The 20,961-nt window shown below is 34.2% G+C and carries 17 protein-coding genes and 1 other RNA gene; 7 read left to right on the forward strand and 11 right to left on the reverse strand.

Features of this window, described 5'->3' with window-relative positions; translation table 11 throughout:
• Positions 1–21 precede the first annotated feature (21 nt).
• A complete protein-coding gene (locus tag EQG68_RS08980) occupies positions 22–2,499 on the reverse strand; it encodes a DUF5686 and carboxypeptidase regulatory-like domain-containing protein (RefSeq protein WP_129464481.1) in 2,478 nt (825 codons plus the stop codon).
• 50 nt (positions 2,500–2,549) lie between these two features.
• The gene (gene aroQ / locus EQG68_RS08985; protein ID WP_129464483.1) at positions 2,550–2,969 is read right to left on the reverse strand and encodes a type II 3-dehydroquinate dehydratase; all 420 of its coding nucleotides are present in this window, start codon (positions 2,967–2,969) and stop codon (positions 2,550–2,552) included.
• Between the two features lie 131 nt (positions 2,970–3,100).
• On the opposite strand from aroQ, the gene EQG68_RS08990 reads away from it, so the two are divergent.
• Together EQG68_RS08990 and EQG68_RS08995 are read left to right on the forward strand one after the other, a co-directional pair.
• Positions 3,101–4,744, forward strand: coding sequence for a M14 family metallopeptidase (locus EQG68_RS08990; RefSeq protein ID WP_129464484.1), 1,644 nt, complete (start codon positions 3,101–3,103; stop codon positions 4,742–4,744).
• A 7-nt stretch (positions 4,745–4,751) separates the two neighbouring features.
• On the forward strand, positions 4,752–6,506 hold the full coding sequence (locus tag EQG68_RS08995) for a M14 family metallopeptidase (protein WP_129464486.1): 1,755 nt from the start codon (positions 4,752–4,754) through the stop codon (positions 6,504–6,506).
• Between the two features lie 81 nt (positions 6,507–6,587).
• Here the strand turns inward: EQG68_RS08995 and EQG68_RS09000 are convergent, their stop codons facing one another.
• Positions 6,588–7,130, reverse strand: coding sequence for a porin family protein (locus tag EQG68_RS09000; RefSeq protein WP_129464488.1), 543 nt, complete (start codon positions 7,128–7,130; stop codon positions 6,588–6,590).
• A 176-nt stretch (positions 7,131–7,306) separates the two neighbouring features.
• Here EQG68_RS09000 and EQG68_RS09005 point away from each other — a divergent pair, with 176 nt between their 5' ends.
• On the forward strand, positions 7,307–7,843 hold the full coding sequence (locus EQG68_RS09005) for a hypothetical protein (protein WP_129464490.1): 537 nt from the start codon (positions 7,307–7,309) through the stop codon (positions 7,841–7,843).
• A gap of 74 nt (positions 7,844–7,917) precedes the next feature.
• Entirely contained in the window at positions 7,918–8,814 is an 897-nt protein-coding gene (gene xerD, locus EQG68_RS09010) for a site-specific tyrosine recombinase XerD (RefSeq protein WP_129464491.1), read from the forward strand.
• A gap of 178 nt (positions 8,815–8,992) precedes the next feature.
• On the opposite strand, the gene rny is transcribed toward xerD, so the two are convergent.
• The 4 genes from rny to EQG68_RS09030 all read right to left on the reverse strand — a co-directional run bounded on the left by rny (position 8,993) and on the right by EQG68_RS09030 (position 11,363).
• Entirely contained in the window at positions 8,993–10,558 is a 1,566-nt protein-coding gene (rny, locus tag EQG68_RS09015) for a ribonuclease Y (RefSeq protein ID WP_129464493.1), read from the reverse strand.
• Positions 10,559–10,609: 51 nt separating this feature from the next.
• Positions 10,610–10,718: non-coding RNA, 6S RNA (ssrS, locus tag EQG68_RS09020), on the reverse strand.
• 54 nt (positions 10,719–10,772) lie between these two features.
• A complete protein-coding gene (locus tag EQG68_RS09025) occupies positions 10,773–11,066 on the reverse strand; it encodes a cell division protein ZapA (RefSeq protein WP_129464495.1) in 294 nt (97 codons plus the stop codon).
• Positions 11,067–11,072: 6 nt separating this feature from the next.
• Entirely contained in the window at positions 11,073–11,363 is a 291-nt protein-coding gene (locus tag EQG68_RS09030; RefSeq protein WP_129464496.1) for a hypothetical protein, read from the reverse strand.
• A gap of 189 nt (positions 11,364–11,552) precedes the next feature.
• Between EQG68_RS09030 and EQG68_RS09035 the strand changes: the two genes are divergently transcribed.
• The 3 genes from EQG68_RS09035 to EQG68_RS09045 are packed head-to-tail and all read left to right on the forward strand — an operon-like array spanning position 11,553 to position 16,492.
• Complete coding sequence (locus EQG68_RS09035) at positions 11,553–13,253, forward strand: M23 family metallopeptidase (protein WP_129464497.1); 1,701 nt, start codon at positions 11,553–11,555, stop codon at positions 13,251–13,253.
• A 9-nt stretch (positions 13,254–13,262) separates the two neighbouring features.
• The gene (locus tag EQG68_RS09040; RefSeq protein ID WP_129464498.1) at positions 13,263–15,728 is read left to right on the forward strand and encodes a TonB-dependent receptor; all 2,466 of its coding nucleotides are present in this window, start codon (positions 13,263–13,265) and stop codon (positions 15,726–15,728) included.
• Between the two features lie 41 nt (positions 15,729–15,769).
• Entirely contained in the window at positions 15,770–16,492 is a 723-nt protein-coding gene (locus EQG68_RS09045; RefSeq protein WP_129464499.1) for a hypothetical protein, read from the forward strand.
• Here EQG68_RS09045 and EQG68_RS09050 read toward each other — a convergent pair.
• The 4 genes from EQG68_RS09050 to EQG68_RS09060 are packed head-to-tail and all read right to left on the reverse strand — an operon-like array spanning position 16,489 to position 20,961.
• Positions 16,489–17,190, reverse strand: a complete 702-nt coding sequence (locus tag EQG68_RS09050; protein WP_129464501.1) for a DUF2971 domain-containing protein — start codon at positions 17,188–17,190, stop codon at positions 16,489–16,491. The two genes, EQG68_RS09045 and EQG68_RS09050, sit on opposite strands and share 4 nt — an antisense overlap.
• On the reverse strand, positions 17,190–17,360 hold the full coding sequence (locus EQG68_RS15040; protein WP_164975420.1) for a hypothetical protein: 171 nt from the start codon (positions 17,358–17,360) through the stop codon (positions 17,190–17,192). Before EQG68_RS15040 ends, EQG68_RS09050 begins: the two co-directional genes overlap by 1 nt.
• A gap of 26 nt (positions 17,361–17,386) precedes the next feature.
• Positions 17,387–19,234, reverse strand: a complete 1,848-nt coding sequence (locus EQG68_RS09055) for an ABC transporter ATP-binding protein (RefSeq protein WP_129464503.1) — start codon at positions 19,232–19,234, stop codon at positions 17,387–17,389.
• Positions 19,234–20,961, reverse strand: a complete 1,728-nt coding sequence (locus tag EQG68_RS09060) for a phospho-sugar mutase (RefSeq protein ID WP_129464505.1) — start codon at positions 20,959–20,961, stop codon at positions 19,234–19,236. Before EQG68_RS09060 ends, EQG68_RS09055 begins: the two co-directional genes overlap by 1 nt.

Genomic DNA, 20,961 nt, shown 5'->3' on the forward strand with positions numbered 1-20,961 from the left:
TTAATTTTCTTCGCTCTTTTTTTAGTCAAAAATACTTAATAGTTGTAAGCCAAACATAAATCCGTCGCCTACAAATTGACTTCCGTTATAGGAACGTACATAGTCCAATCGAAGTAGTTTAAACTTTCCAAAACCTAATTTATCTAAACCAACACTAAACTCCTGATACGGCTTAACATCGGGAATAGCTAATTGGTGATAACCTATAATCAAAGTAGATTTTAATTTATTGAAAAGTGGAATTTTGTTCATGATAAAACCATCAAAATTGTGTTCGATGTGCGTTTCCATATAACTGTCATTCGTGCTGCGAGAATAATAGGGGAGCAAATTAAAGTTATTTAAATACCTATTTTCTGCACTCACATTGATTTGATTTCCATTAAAGTGTCTGTAATCCACAAATGAAATCTCTTCGGCATTAAAAAACTTACCTCCTTTTAAATTAATAGCAAAAGTTCCTTTGTTGCCTAGTGATTTTTCATAAGAAATTCTTCCGGCGACAAAATCGTAGTTATAATTCGATTCATTTCCTGCAAACCCTTTTTCATATCCCAAAAAAAGTGTTGGATAATCATTGTTGGCAATATTAATTTTTCCATCCGGTCTTGAGATGTATTTCTGACCAAAATTAATGCGTGTGTTCAAATTGAATTTCATCAAATTGTGTTTTTCAATTCCGGCATTAACAAAATCTGTAGGATCAAGGGGATTATTGGATAGATATTCTTTGTTGTTTTTTATCAAAACATAATCCGTATTATTAAAAAGAGGTTTACGTTCGGCATATTCCAGCGATGCACTGGCATATAAACCATTAATAACCTCCTGACTATAACTCGCACTGACGTAGTTTTTTTCAAAAAGTTTCATATAATTTTCTTTGAAAAATAAGGTCGCCATTGAATTTAAAAATGGACTAATGGGTTGGTTTTGATTAAATTGAACGACCTGACTTCCTCCCGAGAAGTTTAAAAAACTGTTGGTTTTAGCATTAAGTCTTGATGAGAAAAATCCGGTAACACGCAGTTTTTCTTCTGCAAATCCATAATTAAATCGTGTGCCAAAAGTGGTATATTTTCTATCGTCATCATTTCGTTTTGTATAGGACAAATCAGTAGAAAGATTCCAACCCTGAACGGTATTGAAATTAGGCATTTTGAGAAATCCACCATAATTCAAACGCCAATTTTTTTCAGAATTTTGATAACTGTAACCTGTTAGAATTTTAACAATTTTGAAGCGATTGTTTTTTTTGTCAATCGAATCTAAATAGGGTTTTGATTTTCTCACCAACTGAATACTGTCTTTTCGAATGTAATCTGAATTTTCTTCTTCCGTCAAAGGAACGGGCCTCATTACATTCCAATAGGTAGAATCTTTTTTGTTGGCATTTTCTTCAAAACTCAACACTTCTTTTGAAAAGGTTTTTTTATCAAAATCCTGTTTAAAATCGTAATTACTGTAAACATGCGTAAATTTTCCGGTAAATTTTATACCAAACGCACCAGCTTCAAATTCTAAACTTTGTGAATTTTTTGCCCAAATCTGATTGGTTTCGTTATAACTAAAATTTTGTTTGAGCTTCATGACATCAAGAAATTCTTCCTTCATACGGTATCCTTTGATGTCTAAATCGATCCCATAAATTGCCCAACTGTCTTCAATAATGTAGATATAACCTTCAAATACGGGTTCGGTATCTCTTCTGGGAATTACTTTTATTTTGTTGATGAGGTTATTTCGTTCGTCATAGAAAGTTCCATCCAGACTGTATTTATAATAGCTAAACGCATTTTCAGCAATAGGCGAAATCATGCTAATGCTGAATTGAATGGTGTTGTCATAAAAATCATAAATCGTTGCTCTGGCGGTATTGTAGCTAAAACCATTATCTCTTCCGCTGATTTTAGAAGCAATTATTTTTTCGTTGAGATTATTCGGTTTTTCAAAAATAATTTTTGAAACGGTTTCAGATAAATATAAAATTCCTGTTCCGGTTGAATCTAATGCTCCATCAAAATCACCAATTTCCTGTCCCAGTATTTTTTTTGGTGCATTTTTCAACCTGAAAATTCCTCTCGAATAAAAATCAGCTGTAAAACGAGCTGTTTTCATACTGTTTTGCTTGCGATTGGCAATAGCATTTCTGATGATTCCGTTAGCAGGATTTTCAGTGGAACTCAATACCACTTCTTGTAGATTATAATTTTCTTCTTTTAAGCGTACATCAAAATAATGTGGAAATTGATTAATTTGTAGAATGTGCTTTTGCGTTTTATACCCTAAATATTGATAGATCACCGCAACTTGCTCTCTGTTTTGAATATTCAATTCATACTGTCCTTTTTCGTTTGAAGTAGTTCCAATATAGGTGTTTTCAATATAAATATTCACAAACGGAAGTGGTAGTCCTCCTTCATCTGTAACAGTCCCTCTAATTTGTGAGAAACAATAAAATGAGTACAAACAACTCAACAAAAGGATTAGTTTTTTCATGTAGTTTTTTTGGTATAGACGTTTTTTAAAAGTGATTGGTTGTATGGGATTTATTGAATTAAAAAAGAGTGTAAAGCTAATTCATAACTTTGTAAACCAAATCCAACAATAATTCCCTTTGCATTAGCAGCAATGTGAGAATAATGTCTGAATTCTTCCCGTGCAAAAGTGTTGGAAATGTGTACTTCAACCACCGGTGTTTGAATGGCTTTTACTGCATCGCCAATTCCCACGGAAGTATGCGTATAAGCAGCGGCATTCAGAATAATTCCATCAAATGAAAATCCGCTTTCTTGAATTTTTGAAATCAACTCACCTTCAATATTACTCTGAAAATAAGAAAGTTCAATGTCAGTATATTTCTTTTGTAAAGAGGCAAAATACAATTCAAACGATTGATTGCCATACACATCAGGTTCTCTTTTTCCCAATAAATTCAAATTTGGACCATTGATGATGATGATTTTCATTTTGTATGATTTTTAGTAAAATTATCAAAAATAGTATTGTTTCATTCTTTGCCAAACAAAGATTAGATTAAAATTAACATTTTAGTCGGTTTGAAACAACTATTTTTATGCTTCTAACTAAATTCTTTTTTATGAGAAAACATTTACTTCTCTTTTTTATCCTGATGTTTGGTTTTTTACAAGCTCAGGAAGATTACCTTACGTATGAAAATCTATCTAAAAGGCTCAAAGAATTTGAGTCGAAAAGTAAGTTATGTTCGTTAAAATCCATCGGTAAAAGTAGTGGTGGGAAAGACATTTGGCTAGTGACACTATCGTCATCAGAAAAGCCAAAACCGGCACTTTTGATTACTGCAGGAATTGACGGAAAACACCAAGCCGGAACACAAATTGCCGTGAAATTGATAGACCAGTTGTTGAACGATGTCAGTCTTTCAAAATTGTTAGCAGAAAAAACTTTGTATTTTGTACCGTCTGTAAATCCGGATGCGAAGGCAGCTTATTTCAATAAATTAAAATTTGAAAAAAGCGGAAATGCCACTCAAACTGATGACGATCGTGATGGAAAAATTGGCGAAGATGGATTTGAAGATTTGAATCAAGATGGTTTTATCACACAAGTTCGTATTGAAGATGTCTCGGGAAGTTACATTGAAAGTCCAGAAGATGCCCGAATTTTAATCAAAGCCGATCCGTCTAAAAATCAGGTAGGAAAATATATTTTGATTACTGAAGGAGTTGATAATGATAAAGACGGAAAATTCAATGAAGATGCTTCAGAAGGAGTTAATATCGATAAAAATTTCACTTTTGACCATCCTGTTTTTGAAAAAAGTGCCGGTGTTTATGTGGCTTCAGAACCCGAAACCAGAGCTTTGTTGGATTTTTTATACCTCAATCAAAACATTTATGGCGTACTAACATTCGGAATGAATAATAATTTATCCGAAGCTCCAAAATTTGACAGTAAATCGGCAAACAACCGAATAATAAAAGGATGGTTAGAAAATGATGTGAAAGCGGCTGAACATGTTTCCAAATTATATACCGAAAAAGCAGCGATAAAAGACGGACCTAAATTACCAATGACAAAAGGTAATTTTGCACAAACGGCCTATTACCATGCGGGAAAATTTAGTTTTTCAACACCGGGATGGTGGATGGAAAAAGAAGAAGTAAAAAAAGATTCCACCGAGGCAAAAACTGAAAAACCTAAAAAAGGTGAAAAATCAGAAGTAAACCCCGAAATTGAATTTTTAAAATGGTCAGAGAGAAATCAATTGAACAATGTATTTGTGAATTGGACAACAATAAAACACCCCGATTTTCCGATTCAAAAAGCTGAAGTTGGCGGATTTCTTCCGTATAGTATGAATAATCCTCCCTCCAAATTCTTGGATGAGTCAGTGTCAAAACACAAACTTTTTTTGGAAGAACTTTTGAATGCCATGCCAACAATTGAAACTTCAGTTCCTGTAGTTGAAAAATTAGATGCTAATTTATTCCGCATTACAGTTAAAATAGTCAACAAAGGAATGTTGCCAACGTATGCTGAAATTGGTGATAAAGTCCGTTTTGTTTCCCGTATAAAAACCGAGATTAAGTTAAATGAAAATCAGAAAATGGTTTCCGGAAGAAAGTATTTTTTGCGAAATGCTCTCCAACCGGATGAATCAGAAGAATATTCATGGCTAATTTCCGGGTCCGGAACGGCAACAATTACAACTGGCTGTGCCACAACGGGAATCAAAGAAATTAAGGTTGAATTGAAATAAGATACACATGAAAAAATATATATTGACTTCCATTTTATGTTTGTTAATCACAACAATAAATGCTCAAAAAAATGATATTGCTCCGCAAGATTTAAACGGAATGCGTGCGATTGGTTCACCGGCCAATCCAAAAGTGCGAATGTCATGGGATCGGTATCATGATTATGCTCAAATTACACAGTTTTGTAAAGATTTGGTAAAAGCGTATCCCAATTTAGTGAAAATGGAATCCATCGGAAAATCTTTTGAAGGAAGAGATATTTGGGTGTTGACAGTGTCCGATTTTAAAACTGATAAAATAGAAAACAAACCCGGATTTTATATTGATGGTGGTATACATGCCAACGAATTACAAGGGGTTGAAATTTCAATGTACACGGCTTGGTATTTGGCAGAAAGTTTTCAGACGGTCAAATTCATCAATACTTTGCTCAAGGAGAAAGTATTTTACATTGCTTTGACGATTAGCCCGGATGCTCGGGAAAATTTTATTCATAAAGAAAACACGGCCAATTCTTCCCGTTCCGGAATGCGTCCTTTTGATAACGATGGTGATGGATTGGTGAATGAAGACAAATACAACGATTTAGATGGTGATGGAAATATTGTGATGATGCGGAGAAAATCTAAAACAGGCCGTTATAAAATTGATCCGAAATACCCTAGCCGAATGTATCAAGTGCGAGGGGATGAAATGGGAGACTATGAATTATTAGGTTACGAAGGACTTGATGCTGATGGAGACGGATTGGTAAACGAAGACCAATTGGGTACCTATGATCCCAATCGTGATTGGGGATGGAATTGGCAACCTGATTATGTGCAACGCGGTGCTCTTTTTTATCCCGGAACTTTACCGGAAACACGAGCCGTGAAAAATTTTATAATCAATCACCCCAATATTGCCGGTGCACAAAGTTATCATAATTATGGGGGGATGTTTCTGCGTGGTCCGGGTGCGGCCGAGGATGATCCGTTGTTCAGCAGACAAGATATTGAAGTGTATGATAACATCGGTAAATTAGGGGAGAAAATGATACCGGGTTATAATTATTTTGTATTACACAAAGATTTATATACGGTTTATGGTGGAGAAATTGATTTTCTTTCACTAACACGAGGCATTTTTACGTTTAGTAATGAATTAATGACGTCTTATAAATTATTTAATCAAAAGAATACACGAAGTCGTTGGGACAATGATGAGTTTAATGAGTTTGATAAATATTTGTTATTTGGCGATGGATATGTAGAATGGAAACCATTTAATCATCCTCAGTTTGGTGAAATTGAAATAGGAGGAGCCAAGAAGAATTATATCCGTAACCATCCGGGCTTTATGCTGCAGGAAGATGCTCATCGGAATATGGCTTTTACGTTATATCATGCGTTTCAAACCCCTAAATTGGAAATAATTGATATAAAAACAGAAAAACTTTCTAACGGATTAACAGCAATTACTGCTACAATCATGAATACACGAATTATTCCAACCCATTCATCAATCGATGTCAAAAATAAAATTGAACGACCGGATTATATTGCTTTAAAAGGAGCCAATGTTGTGGCCGGAATGACCGTTGAAAACGAAGACTTGAATTTGTTTACCGAGCAAAAACACAGTCCGCAAACCATTCATATCGAAAATATACGTGGTATGGGAAGCGTGAAAGTTCGTTGGATTGTTTCTGGAAACACAAGCGGAGCAACCGTTGAGGTTTCCAGTGCCAAAGGAGGTTTTGTTTCTGATAAAGTAAAATAGAAAAAAATTAACCATATAAGTCATGTAAGTTTAGAGTGTCTGAAAACTTATATGACTCATATGGTTTAAAATTTTTATTGGTTAGAATCGATAACCCAGTGAAACTTGAATTACTCTGTTTTTCACTTCGGCATCTTTAGAAGCTTCCGTTAAACCGGCTACATACCTGGCTTGGACAAAAATATTATCTGTAATGTTTAAACCTAAACCGCCGACCGCTGCAAAATCGAACGATTCTGATTCAAATTGATCGCCGACATTATCATTAATTAAAAAGGAGAATTGCGGACCTGCTTCTACACTCAATCTGTTCGATATCAAGTAGAATTTTGCTAATACTGGAACAGTTACATAATTAAAGTTAATATCATCCACAGCTTCACTGTTCACTTTAGCCCCTTGTGAGGAATACAATAATTCCGGTTGAAGGGAAAAGTTTTCAAAAACTTTCAATTCCAATAGAGCACCAAAATGAAAACTAGTATAGGTTTCTAAACCTTCTAATCCATCTCCATCCAAACTGGCAAAATTGGCTCCGGCTTTTACACCAAACTTAAGCATTTGAGCGTTTGATTGTGTTAGTCCTAAAACCAAAAACGCAAAAATTAAAATTAGCTTTTTCATGTTTCAATTATTTAGTTGATTTATTTGAAAACAAATTTACTACAATTTTATTGTTTAACGAATCGTGAAAAACAATAAACTTTTGTTGATAAGATTGTTAATAAGTCAAAAATGACCAATAATTACTTACAAAAAGAGTTACTAATTTTGTAGCATAACTTTAAAACAAGTAAAACATGAAAAAAATTATTTTAACAGTTGCAGCAGTATTCGCTTTTGGATTTGCTAATGCACAAGAGGCTACTTCAGATAATGGAGGACAAACAGCTAAAGGTAATTTATTAATTGAAGCAAACACTGGTTTTGCAGAAACCGGAAGTACAGGTATTTATTTTGCTAGTCAAGACGGTAACTCTTCTTACAACTTTGGAGTTGATGGAGGTTATTTCATAATGGATGATTTAGCTTTAAAAGTTGGTTTAGGATATGGTGGTTTCAAAAATGATGATTTTGATTCTAATACCTTATCATACAAAATTGGAGCTAAATACTATGTGATGAGTAAATTTCCTGTAGGTTTAGATTTAACAGGTGCTTCAATTAAGGATGCTGATGAGAACCCACTTTGGTTAGGAATTCAAGGAGGATACGCTTTATTTTTAGGAAAAAATGTTGCTATTGAACCAGGGATTCGTTACAATCATTCTTTAAATGATAATTATACAGATAAAGGTGTTTTCCAAGTAAATGTTGGATTCTCATTATTTTTCTAATAATTAAAAATAATATTTCAAACCACGCCTTGTGCGTGGTTTTTTTATTTCCTTAAATTGTCGAACTTTGAAACATGAATTGGCAAACGTATATAAAAAGTTTTCAATCGTATTTAAAAATTGAACGAGGTTTATCAAAAAACACAATTGATAATTATTCGTTTGATTTGTTTCGTTTGACCCAATTTTTGGATAAAAATTCGATTCAAAAAAATCCAATTACTATTGGTGAGGAAGAAATTCAGCAATTTATTTATGCTATTTCTAAAGAAGTTAATCCGCGTTCGCAAGCCAGAATTATTTCCGGCTTAAAAAGCTTTTTTTCTTATTTAATTTTTGAGGATTACCGTTCAGATAATCCAATGGAATTAATTGAAACACCCAAAATCGGCAGAAAACTACCTGATACACTTTCCGTTCAAGACATTGATGCTTTGATTGCCGCTATCGATTTATCGAAAGAAGAAGGCGAACGCAACAAAGCCATGTTGGAAACTTTATATGGTTGTGGATTGCGTGTTTCTGAATTAATCACCCTTAAAATTTCTGATTTATTTTTTGAGGAAGGATTTATTAAAATTACAGGAAAAGGTAACAAACAGCGTTTTGTTCCCATCGGAAGTACAACACAAATGTTTATTGAGCTGTATAAAAACCATGTCCGCATAAAGTTAAATATCCAAAAAGGACATGAAGATACGTTATTCCTTAACCGTAGAGGAAGGCAACTTACCCGAGCAATGATTTTTACGATTATAAAAGACTTAGCGGTTAAAATAAATTTAAACAAAGCGATTAGTCCGCACACGTTTCGTCATTCTTTTGCAACGCATTTACTTGAAAACGGAGCCGATTTACGTTCCATTCAATTAATGTTGGGACATGAATCGATAACTACAACAGAGGTTTATGTTCATTTAGATCGAAAATATTTAACACAGGTTGTAAATCAGTTTCACCCGAGGAAGTGATTTCTGTTATCGGTTGTCAGTTGTCTGTTGTCAGTTGTCTGTTGTCTGTTATCTGTTATAGTTTTTTTGTTGTCTGTTTTTATCTTTGTATTAAAAAAAAATGACCTGCATTTCTTCAAGTCATTCTGTAAAATTATTATCTTTTTTTTTAACGGAAAACAGACAACAGACAACGAAATTATTTAGCAATATTCACCGCTCTCGTTTCACGAATAACCGTAATCTTCACTTGTCCCGGATAAGTCATTTCAGTTTGAATTTTCTGAGATACTTCAAACGAAAGTTTAGCTGCTTGTTCGTCTGATACTTTTTCGCTTTCCACAATCACACGTAATTCACGTCCGGCTTGAATGGCATATGCACTTTTCACACCATTAAATCCAAAAGCAATCGCTTCTAAATCTTTCAAACGTTGAATGTAGGAATCTAACACTTGACGTCTTGCTCCCGGTCTTGCACCAGATATCGCATCACATACTTGAATAATTGGAGAAATCAAATATTTCATTTCAATTTCATCATGGTGAGCACCAATGGCATTGCAAACTTCTTCTTTTTCACCATATTTTTCGGCCCATTGCATACCCAAAATAGCGTGAGGTAATTCACTTTCTGTGTCAGGCACTTTACCGATATCGTGTAAAAGTCCGGCACGTTTGGCTAATTTCACATTTAAACCTAATTCAGCCGCCATGATTCCGCATAGTTTGGCTACTTCTCTGGAGTGTTGTAATAAATTTTGTCCGTAGGAAGAACGGTATTTCATTCTACCTACTACTTTAATCAATTCCGGATGTAAACCGTGAATTCCTAAATCGATAACGGTTCTTTTACCCACTTCAATGATTTCATCATCAATTTGTTTGGTCGTTTTAGCAACCACTTCTTCAATTCTGGCCGGGTGAATACGTCCATCGGTCACTAATTTGTGTAACGCTAAACGGGCAATTTCTCTTCTAACCGGATCAAAGCAGGAAAGAATTATCGCTTCCGGAGTATCGTCCACAATAATTTCAACACCGGTTGCCGCTTCTAAGGCACGGATATTTCTTCCTTCACGACCAATGATTCTACCTTTTACATCATCCGATTCAATGTTAAAAACAGAAACACAATTCTCAACAGCTTCTTCCGTTCCAACACGTTGAATGGTGTTGATTATAACTTTTTTAGCTTCTTGTTGAGCGGTTAATTTTGCTTCTTCTAACGTATCTTGAATATGAGCCATCGCTTTGGTTTTTGCTTCGGCTTTCAAGCTTTCTATCAATTGTTCTTTGGCATCTTCAGCCGATAAACCGGAGATAACTTCTAATTGTTCAACTTGACTTTTGTGGAGTTTTTCAACTTCAATTTGTTTTTTATCAAGTACTTCAAGTCTATTATTGTAATCTGCAATTTTAGCTTCAAAATCGTCTGCTGATTTCTTTGCTTTTGCTAATTCACTCGACACTTGTGATTCCTTGTCACGTACTCTTTTTTCAACTTCAGCAATTTTTTTATCTTTTGATAAAATCTCTTTTTCGTGTTCCGATTTTAATTCTAAAAACTTTTCTTTTGCTTGAAGTAGTTTGTCTTTTTTGATGTTTTCTGCTTCTACTTTTGCATCCTTTAGGATGGAAGCAGCTTCTTTTTTTGCATTTTTTATAAGGTTGGAAACGTTGCTTTTTTCAATGACTTTTGCAATTGCAAAACCCGCTGCAAGACCAACAATTCCGGCGATAATAAGTAGTAATGTACTGTCCATTTGTTTGTGTAAGGTTTATATATAAAAAAAGCCTACATTAGGTGATTGTATAAACTCGTTATGACAAGTTTTGAGCTAACTCATTGTTCAAGGATCCCACTACAAGGTGGGCATGCTATAGTAATGAAGATTCGCTCATTCTAAATTGTTAGTGTTGAGTTTATCAAATAGAAACTAATGTAGGCAGTATCTTAATTAATGTATAAGAACGTATTTATTTTTCCAGATAATTAGCTAATAAATCATTTATTTTTTTCAGTCTTTCTAACGATTCCTGATTGTCTTCCGTGGTTTCGATTTTTTTTTGCTCCAACTGAGAGGCAAACTGCAAAGCACACATGGCTAACACATCTTGTTTGTCTCGCACAGCATAATTTTCTTCAAATTGCTTAATCATGATATCAATTTTTTTGGAAGCACTTCGAAGTCCTTCTTCTTGCATGGGGTCTACCGTTAACGGATAAACTCGGTCTGCAATTGATAGTTTAATTTTAAGCTTTTCGTTCATGCTGTATTAATCAGATAACTGTGCAATACAGTAATCAATTTCACGAATTAATGAATTTATTTTAAGCTTCGTATCTCTTTTATTTTCGTCACTGCCTAATAATGAATTGGCTATTTTGAGTGTTTCATACTGTTTTTTCAAGCTTTCCATTTCATTTGCTTGTTTTTGTATGGTTTGAGTAGAATTCTTCAATTCCTGCTTTAAATCTTGAACAGTTGTCTCTAAACTTTGCAATTTGCTTATCAGTTTGGAGAGCCTACTTTCAAGAGAATCAACAATTTCTACCATTTCACTCATAGGAGCATGTATTCATTACACGAATTACAAAGTTAGCATTCCTAAATGATTAACGCAAATAAAAAAAATAAATTTTGTTTTCAATTTGTTTTTTGTGATAAAGTCAAGTAAATCAGTAAAATATTGACTTTTTTTAAATTTGGTTTGAATTTTGTACTACTTTTTTTAAATTAGCAAAAATTCTAAGCCATGAAATATCTATTTTACTTCCTTTTTTTAGCCCCAATGATGGTGTTTTCTCAAAATCAATATCCCAAAGAAGATTTTATCCCGCCATTAGATATTCCATTATCACTTTCCGGAACGTTTGGCGAATTGCGTTCCAATCATTTTCATTCCGGTATCGATTTTCGAACCCAACAAAAAGAAGGATTGAATGTTATTGCTGTAGCCGATGGCTTTGTTTCTCGTATAAAAATTTCCACATTTGGTTACGGTAAAGCGATTTACATTACTCATCCGAATGGATATACTTCTGTTTATGGACATTTATTGAAAACATCACCAAAAATTGATGCCTACTTGAAAAAGCAACATTATGCCTTGGAAAGTTTTGAAATTGATATTTTTCCTAAACCCGAAGATTTAATTGTAAAACAAGGAGAAATTATCGCTTTATCGGGAAATACAGGTGGTTCCGGCGGACCACATTTGCATTTTGAGTACCGAGATACGAAGACGGAAAAGATTATCAACCCCTTCTTTTTTGGGTTGGATACAAAAGTAAAAGACACACGAATTCCGGTTATCAATGAAATTGTAGTATATCCGCTCAGCGAAGACGGTTTGGTCAATCAGTCGCAAATTCCAATTCAAATTCCGATTTCGCAGCAAAAAGACGGAAGTTATCTGGCTACAAAAGTTTTAGCAAAAGGTGAAATTGGCATCGGCGTAAACACATACGATCAATCGGATAATAATTATGGTAAAAATGGTGTATATAAAATTAGTTCAACCTTAGACGGAAAACCATCGTTTGAGATCACATTTGATACCTTTAGTTATGATGAAACTCGTTATATCAATGCTTATATTGATTACCATCGATACAAAAAAATGAATCAACGGGTGCAGAAATTATTCTTAGCCAAAAAATATCCACTGAGTTTAGTTTCTTCCAATCAAAATAATGGAATTATTAAAGTTGAGAATAATCTTTCTCACATCTATAAATTGGAAGTTTCCGATTATCATGGTAATAAAACATCTGTAACAATCCCGATTCAATATTCAAATCAGCCGATTAAAATTCTAAATAAAGAACAAAAGACAAACTATTTTGTAAAATCTTCCAACGATTATAATTTTACGAAAGACAATATTTCTGTCTTTATCCCTGAAAACACTTTTTACGAAGATTTTTATTTGAATTTTGAAGTAAAAGATAATGTTTTGACTTTACAAGATGATGCTACTCCGGTTCATTCGAATTTAAATATTACGTTTCAAAATGATTCCATTTCGGCAGAGGAACGTGAAAAGTATTTCATTGCTACTCTAAAAGGTGGAAAAATAACTTATAATACTACCAAAATTAAAGAGCATGTTTTTAGTACTTGGACCAGAAATTTAGGTCAGTTTCAATTAGTAAAAGATAACGTGGCACCTAAAATTAAATCAATTAATTTTCAAGAAGGGAAGTGGTTGAGTAAGCAAAATAATCTTCAGTTTACAATTACGGATGATCTTTCCGGTATCAAATCCTACAACGGCTATTTGAATGGCAAATGGATTTTATTTGACTATGATTATAAAAGTAATAAGATTGTACACGATTTTTCGGATAACCTCGTTATAGAAGGACGAAACGAATTAAAGATTGTGATTATGGATAATGTCGGAAATTCTACTATATTTGAATCACATTTTTTTAGAAGTCAAAAACCTTAAATTCATCTTTTGAAAACAAAACAATTTATAGTGGCTTTCGTGCTTTTTTGCATCGGATTTTTAGCCAAGGCACAAACAGCCAGAATAAAAGGAATCATTTTAGATAAAAATAATAATCCGGTTGAAGGTGTCAATATCAATTATCAAGATAAAGGAACTACCACAAATGTGAATGGTTTTTATGCGTTAACGATTCCGGCCAACCAAAAAATCACGTTAGTTTTTACACATGTTTCTCTAAAAAAAGCTACGCTTAAATTAGAATTAAAAACCAATGAAGATTATGAGTATAATTTTCAGATGAGCGATTCTGAAGATTTATTGGGAGAAGTAATCGTTACTGCAGGAAATAGAAAGAGGGTAGAAGGGATCACTACAATTGAACCCGCTGTCATCAGAACAATTCCGGGAGCAAATGCCGGTGTTGAAAATATTTTAAAGTCATTGCCAGGTGTGAATTCTAACAACGAATTAAGCACACAATATTCCGTACGAGGTGGAAATTATGATGAAAATCTCGTTTATGTCAATGAAATTGAAATCTACCGTCCGTTTTTAATTCGTTCCGGTCAGCAAGAAGGGTTGAGTTTTACGAACACCGATATGGTGCAAAATGTTGACTTCTCTGCCGGTGGATTTCAAGCCAAATATGGCGATAAATTGTCTTCTGTTTTAGATATCACCTACCGCATTCCCACTCGCTACGCAGCCGCTTTAGAAGCCAGTTTTTTAGGAGGAAGTTTAACAGTGGAAGGCGTGAGCAAAAACCAGAAATGGGCCAATATCACAGGTGTTCGCTACCGAGATAACAGTTTATTAGTGAATAGTCAAGAAACGCAGTCAAATTTTCGACCAACGTTTACCGATGTGCAAACCTATTTAACGTTTACACCCAACACCAAATGGCAATTTGGATTTTTAGGAAATATTTCTCAAAACAACTATAATTTTGAACCCTTGACGCGTCAAACCAATTTTGGAACCATTGATGAACCGATTGCCCTACAGATTTTTTATGAAGGTCAGGAAAAAGACCAATACCAAACCTTGTTTGGAGCGTTTAAAACATCCTATAACATCAATGATAACAATACTTTAAAGTTTATAGGGTCGGTTTATCACACCCAAGAACAAGAGTATTTTGATATTTTTGCTGCTTATTTTTTAGGAGAAGTGGATAGTAACATTGGTTCGGAAACATTTGGCGATGTTCGTTTTAATCGTGGCATTGGAACGCAATTGAATCACGGACGAAATGATTTAGACGCCTTAATTATCAACACAGAAGTAAAAGGTTTTCATAAATTAGGAGAAAACACTGTCGAATGGGGCATAAAATATACCAAAGAAGACATTCGCGATCGTTTAGTGGAGTGGGAAGTAATTGATTCTGCCGGATTTTCAATCAATCCCCCACGTGATTTTCCTGTAAACGACCAACCTTATAATCCGTATGTTGGCCCTTTGGTTCCTTTTCAAAGTGTTCGAGCTACCAATTTTACAACAATAGATCGTTTTTCGGGTTATGCACAATGGAGTAGAAAATCGAATTTAGGTTCTAGTGAAGTTTGGTACAATGCCGGCGTACGGATGCATCAATGGCAAGTTTCCGGTGATGATTTAGATGGGAAAAGTCAACTGGTCTTTAGTCCAAGAGCACAATTTGCCATCAAGCCAAAATGGAAAAAAGACATGGTTTTCAGAGCCTCAGGAGGGCTTTACCATCAACCACCATTCTATCGAGAACTTCGCGGATTTGACGGTCAGGTGCGACCCAACGTGAAAGCTCAGCAATCCATTCATTTTGTGTTAGGTAATGACTTCAGTTTTAAAATGTGGGACAGACCGTTCAAATTGGTAAGTGAGTTGTATTATAAAGATTTGTCTGATGTAAACACATACACCTTAGATAATGTTCGTATTCGCTATATAGCTGATAATGAAGCAGAAGCATATGTTTATGGTTTTGATATGCGTTTAAACGGCGAATTTGTTCCCGGAACCGAATCATGGTTTAGTTTTGGTTATTTGAAAACGGAAGAAAATTATCAAGACAGAGGTTTTATTGCCCGACCAACCGATCAACGTTTAAAATTTGGCGTTTTGTTTCAGGATTATGTACCGAATATTCCAAGTTTAAAAATGTATTTGAATTTGGTATACAACACCGGTTTACCCGGTGGTTCACCGTCCTATGCTGATCCATATGATTATCAATTGCGTTTGCGAGATTACCGAAGAGCTGATGTTGGATTTCAATATGTTTTAACTGAAAAGAATGAGCTTAGACCAGACGGTCATTGGTTAAAGCGATTTAAAGACTTATCAGTAGGTTTAGAGATATTTAATTTGTTTAATAATCAAAATGCAATTACAAATACTTGGGTACGTGATGTTTATACTAAAACCCAATACGGTGTACCCAATTATATGACAACACGAGTATTTAATTTGAAGTTAACAGCAAGGTTATAATCTGATTATATTTTATATCTTTGAAACATAACTTTTTTAGTATGCGTTTCATTTTCAAATATAGTTTTTTGGCGGTTTTGGTTTTATTCAGTTGCAAAGAGCAAGAGGAAGAAAAGCCAAAAGTTATTTATGAAGAATCGGCCGCTAAGGTGGAGGCTAAAGTAGATACGACTCAAATAAAAATAGCCGATCTTCCGGTACATATGGAAGGTACTTCCTACTTGCTTCATCCGGTGGGTGAGGTCAGAGTTTATGACACCAAATCTAAAATGAGTTATGGTACTTCCAGTACAAGTCGTTTGAGTTATGCGGTTTCAAATTACAATCGGTTTGAAATTACCGGTTTTTTACAGAATATTTACATTCAACATATTGATTCTGTCAATTCTAAACCCTTGACAGATAAAACATTGGTTATTCAAACCGCTACTTATTTGAATACGTTAGCTCAAAAATCTAAAAAAGAAGTTTTGGTGTATTCTATTTCAGACATGGATACAAATAAAGACGGGAAATTAGATTCAAATGACATTAGATCGCTTTATATTAGTGATATTTCCGGTGAGAAATTCACCAAAATAACACCTGATTACCAAGAGTTAATTGATTGGAATTTAATGGAAGTACAAAACCGTTTGTACGTTAGAACCATTCAAGATTCGAATAAAAACGGTGATTTCGATAAAGACGATGCGGTTTTCTACTATTTTATAGATTTGATGGATGAAGAGTGGAAATTAAACGAATACAAACCGTTCAATTAAATCAAAATATCACTTTCTAAATCTGATTTTTCTATCGTAAAATTAAATCCGAGTTGTTCCATCAACTGAATAACCAAGTTTTTATACCAATTTTCCGATTTGGGGTGAATGTATATTTTTTCGATTAATTGATGAATGTCCACATCAATTTTTACACCGTCATTCACAATGATATTATTTTGTGTAACATCTGAAATAATGCGTATTTCTCTTTCGTATTGAAAGCTTTTTCGTTTGAATAGAAATGGAAAAAAAGTATCCTCAAACGGAATGTATTCTTTTTTGTAATCGATGTAATTGACTTCACCAATAAATTGTTCGGTTTTTCGTTCCGGTTTTAAGGCTTCTTGGAGTCGTTTTACTGTAGATTGAATGGCCAAACCTTCATTGTTTTTGGTAAAAATTTGCCACATGGCAAACGATTCATATTCATTGATGTGCCAACTACTGATGACAATTTTTTCGCGATGTGATTTGTAGTAATCTAAAAACTTCGGATTGTTTTCGGCAATTTTTCGGATTTCTTCGTAGGTAGGTTCACTAAATGTTCCTTCGTATTGGTCTTCAAATTTATCCGACCTTGACATGAACATTTTTTTAGAAAGCAATAAATCCAAAAACTTTGACAAATCCAAGTATTTCCAAACGATGGTGTCCGGATCTTCAGGAAGTTTGATTGTTGGATTATGTACAAACATTATTTTTTTTCTTTTGGGAATTTAGTTGAATATTGTCCTGCAGTATAAGCCACTAAAACTAATATAAAACTAAATGTTGCCACGCTATCTAATTTTTCAAAATAAGCCATTGCATAGAGGAAAACAAAAGCTGTAATCATAAATAGAATTGTAAAAGTAGATCTTGTCATTTTTGAATGATTTAATTCAGTACTATTTATTCAAACGACTGCATCATCACCAATTTAGAATACATTCCGTTTTTGGCTAATAATTCTTCGTGTGTTCCTTGTTCTACAATTTCACCTTTTTGCATTACTACAATCACATCTGCTTTTTGAATGGTAGAAAGGCGGTGAGCAATGACAATGGATGTTCTGTTTTGCATCATGTTTTCCAATGCAATTTGTACAAATTTTTCACTTTCGGTATCCAACGCAGAAGTGGCTTCATCCAAAATCATAATCGGAGGGTTTTTCAAAACAGCACGTGCAATTGAAAGACGTTGTTTTTGTCCACCGGATAGTTTTCCACCCGAATCACCGATGTTTGTATCGATTCCGTTGGGTAAATCTTTCACAAATTCATACGCATTGGCAACTTTTAACGCTGCAATGATTTCCTCGTCGGTCGCATTTTGCTTTCCTAATAGAATATTGTTTTTGATGGTATCGTTAAATAAAATGGAATCTTGAGTTACCAATCCCATTAGACTGCGTAAAGAATTCATCGATAAGTCTTTGATGTCTGTGTTGTCAATTTTAATTGAACCCTCATTCACATCATAAAAACGAGTCAATAAATTGGCAATCGTGCTTTTTCCACTACCGGATTGACCCACTAAAGCGACCGTTTTTCCTTTAGGAATTTGTAAAGAGAAATTTTTAAGTACAATTTCATCTTCATATTTAAAGCTAATATTTTCAATAGAAATGCTATCATCGAAAGAAGATTTTTGAATTGCATTAGATTGATCAGTTATTGTGTTTTCTACCTCTAAAACATCAAAAACCCGTTCTGCAGCCGCTAAGCCGGTTTTAACTTGGTAGGAAGCTTTTGAAATCGCTTTGGCAGGAGTTAAAATGTTATAGGCTAAACCCATGTATGCCAAGAACTTAGACCCTTCCAATAAGGGAGTTCCGTCAGCTAATTTGTCAACTAAAACCATATTTCCACCGTACCAAAGTAAAATGGCAATTACTAAAATCCCCATGAATTCACTCAGGGGAGATGATAAGTTATTCTTTTTTCCTATGCTGTTTGTAATTCTGTAAAGCCGTTGAATAGAATCATTAAATTTTGCAGTAAATGTGCGTTCAGCATTGTAACTTTTCACGACTTTTAAACCGCCTAATGTTTCTTCTACAATAGAAATCAAGTAACCATTTTCATCTTGGGCTTTCTTGGATTTTGCTTTTAGACTTTTTCCAATTTTGGAAATAATAAATCCTGAAATTGGAATAAAAATGAATACGAAAAGGGTTAGTTTAAAACTTATTGCAACCATTGCACCGATAGTAAATAGAATGGTCATGGGTTCTTTTACTACTAATTCTAAAATGGAAAAGAAAGAATTTTTTACTTCATTCACATCATTTAGCATTCTTGCCATGACATCTCCTTTTCTTTTTTCAGAATAGTAGGAAACCGGCAAGTCGATGATTTTGTCAAACATTTTATTTCTCAAATCTCTTAAGACGCCATTTTTCAGCAATAACAAATGATTCAAAGCCAGATAATTGAATAAGTTTTTCAATAAAAAGGTTATGATTACGATACAAACTACTAATAACAAAGCATATTGAGCACCATTTTCCTCTGTTAGTTTTGTTATGTAGAAATATAAATAATCTTTTCCAAAACTTGTTATTTCCCAAATTGAAGTGAATTTTGGTTTTGCAACTACTTTTTCAGCATCTTTAAAAAGCACATCCAACATCGGAATTAACGCGATGAATGATAGTGTACTAAAAAGTGCATAAAGAATATTGAAAATAATATTCCATATCACATTGGTTTTATATGGTTTTAGAAAAGGAATTATTTTTTTTAAATTTTCATCCATTAGTTTAACTGCATTTCTGCGACAATGTTTTTAATTTTTTGATCTAAATCAGCTTCCACTTTTTTGAAATTCTCGATGGAATCCAACGGTTCATTCACACTAAAATAGAATTTAATTTTTGGTTCTGTTCCGCTTGGTCGAGCACAAATTTTGGTTCCGTCTTCCAAATAATAAATTAACACATTTGATTTTGGAATAACAAGTGATTCTGTTTCGCCTGAAATTAAATTTCGGGCCGTTGAATTTTCATAATCTTCAATACAAATTACTCGTTGATTGTTAATCTCCTTGAGAGGATTTTCACGTAAATCAATCATCATTTGTTTGATTTCGTTTGCTCCTTCAATTCCTTTTTTAGTTAAAGAGATTAAATATTCTTTATAAAAGCCGTGATCAACATACAAATTCAATAATTCTTGATACAAAGTACTTCCTGCTGCTTTCGCTTGTGCGGCCACTTCGCAAACGAGTAGGGTAGCGGCTACGGCATCTTTATCGCGAACAGCATCACCCACCATATAGCCAAAACTTTCTTCGCCACCACCAATGAATTTTTGGTTTGGAAAATCTTTGATGAATTTGGCAATCCACTTGAAACCGGTTAAACCCACTTTGCATTCTACGCCATATGCTGACGCTAATTCAAGCATCATAGGTGTGGAAACAATAGTAGAACCAATAAATTCATTGCCTTTGAATCGATTTTCACGTTTCCATTGTTCTAACAAAAAAGCGGTCATGATGACCATGGTTTGGTTTCCGTTTAACAAAGTCATTTTTCCTTCGGTATTGCGAACAGCTACTCCTAATCGGTCAGAGTCCGGATCGGTACCAATTACAATGTCTGCATTGGTTTTTTCTGCTAAAGCCAAAGCCATTGTCAACGCTTCCGGTTCTTCCGGATTGGGCGATTTTACGGTTGGAAAATTACCATCAGGAATTTCTTGTTCTTTAACGATTTTAACTTTGGTATATCCTGCTTTTGCTAATACTGCCGGAATGGCTTTGATGGATGTTCCATGCAAAGAAGTATAGACAATTTTTAAATTCTCTTTGGCAGCTGCCGGAGTGTTAAAACTTGCATTTTCTATAGTTGAATTAAAAAAGGCTTCATCAATTGCTGCACCAATGTATTCGATTAAACTTTCGTTGGCTTCGAATTTAATTTCATCATAGGCCAAATTTTCAATTACTTGAATAATTTCTTCATCTTGTGGTGGTACTAATTGTCCGCCATCTTGCCAATATACTTTGTATCCATTGTATTCCGGGGGGTTGTGCGAAGCCGTTAAAACGATTCCTGCATGGCAATTCAAATGTTTTAAAGCAAAAGACAATTCCGGTGTTGGACGTAATTCTTCAAAAAGATAAACTTTAATTCCGTTTGCAGAAAAAACATCGGCAACCACTTTGGCCAAGGTATCACTGTTATGACGACAATCATAGGCGATGACCACTTTTAACTGTTCATTTGGAAAAGCTTGTTTGAGGTAGTTGGAAAGACCTTGTGTGTTTTTTCCCAGCGTGTATTTATTAATTCGATTGGTGCCAACGCCCATGATACCACGCATTCCACCGGTTCCGAATTCTAGGTTTTTATAAAAGCTTTCTTCTAGTTCTTTTGGAGAAGAAGTCATCATATTTTTAATTTCTTCTTGAGTAGCAGCATCAAAGGTTGGTGTTAACCACTCATTTACTTTTTTGAGAATGTTTTCAGGAATATACAT

The organism is Flavobacterium piscinae (assembly GCF_004122145.1).
Lineage (GTDB): Bacteria > Bacteroidota > Bacteroidia > Flavobacteriales > Flavobacteriaceae > Flavobacterium > Flavobacterium piscinae.

Coding starts and splice junctions, on each gene's coding strand:
- rny (WP_129464493.1), bottom strand. CDS start 10,558: ATGGACAGTACATTACTACTTATTATCGCCGGAATTGTTGGTCTTGCA.
- aroQ (WP_129464483.1), bottom strand. CDS start 2,969: ATGAAAATCATCATCATCAATGGTCCAAATTTGAATTTATTGGGAAAA.
- xerD (WP_129464491.1), top strand. CDS start 7,918: ATGAATTGGCAAACGTATATAAAAAGTTTTCAATCGTATTTAAAAATT.
- EQG68_RS09000 (WP_129464488.1), bottom strand. CDS start 7,130: ATGAAAAAGCTAATTTTAATTTTTGCGTTTTTGGTTTTAGGACTAACA.
- EQG68_RS09060 (WP_129464505.1), bottom strand. CDS start 20,961: ATGTATATTCCTGAAAACATTCTCAAAAAAGTAAATGAGTGGTTAACA.
- EQG68_RS09035 (WP_129464497.1), top strand. CDS start 11,553: ATGAAATATCTATTTTACTTCCTTTTTTTAGCCCCAATGATGGTGTTT.
- EQG68_RS08980 (WP_129464481.1), bottom strand. CDS start 2,499: ATGAAAAAACTAATCCTTTTGTTGAGTTGTTTGTACTCATTTTATTGT.
- EQG68_RS09050 (WP_129464501.1), bottom strand. CDS start 17,190: ATGTTTGTACATAATCCAACAATCAAACTTCCTGAAGATCCGGACACC.
- EQG68_RS09025 (WP_129464495.1), bottom strand. CDS start 11,066: ATGAACGAAAAGCTTAAAATTAAACTATCAATTGCAGACCGAGTTTAT.
- EQG68_RS15040 (WP_164975420.1), bottom strand. CDS start 17,360: ATGACAAGATCTACTTTTACAATTCTATTTATGATTACAGCTTTTGTT.
- EQG68_RS08990 (WP_129464484.1), top strand. CDS start 3,101: ATGAGAAAACATTTACTTCTCTTTTTTATCCTGATGTTTGGTTTTTTA.
- EQG68_RS09030 (WP_129464496.1), bottom strand. CDS start 11,363: ATGAGTGAAATGGTAGAAATTGTTGATTCTCTTGAAAGTAGGCTCTCC.
- EQG68_RS09005 (WP_129464490.1), top strand. CDS start 7,307: ATGAAAAAAATTATTTTAACAGTTGCAGCAGTATTCGCTTTTGGATTT.
- EQG68_RS09055 (WP_129464503.1), bottom strand. CDS start 19,234: ATGGATGAAAATTTAAAAAAAATAATTCCTTTTCTAAAACCATATAAA.
- EQG68_RS08995 (WP_129464486.1), top strand. CDS start 4,752: ATGAAAAAATATATATTGACTTCCATTTTATGTTTGTTAATCACAACA.
- EQG68_RS09045 (WP_129464499.1), top strand. CDS start 15,770: ATGCGTTTCATTTTCAAATATAGTTTTTTGGCGGTTTTGGTTTTATTC.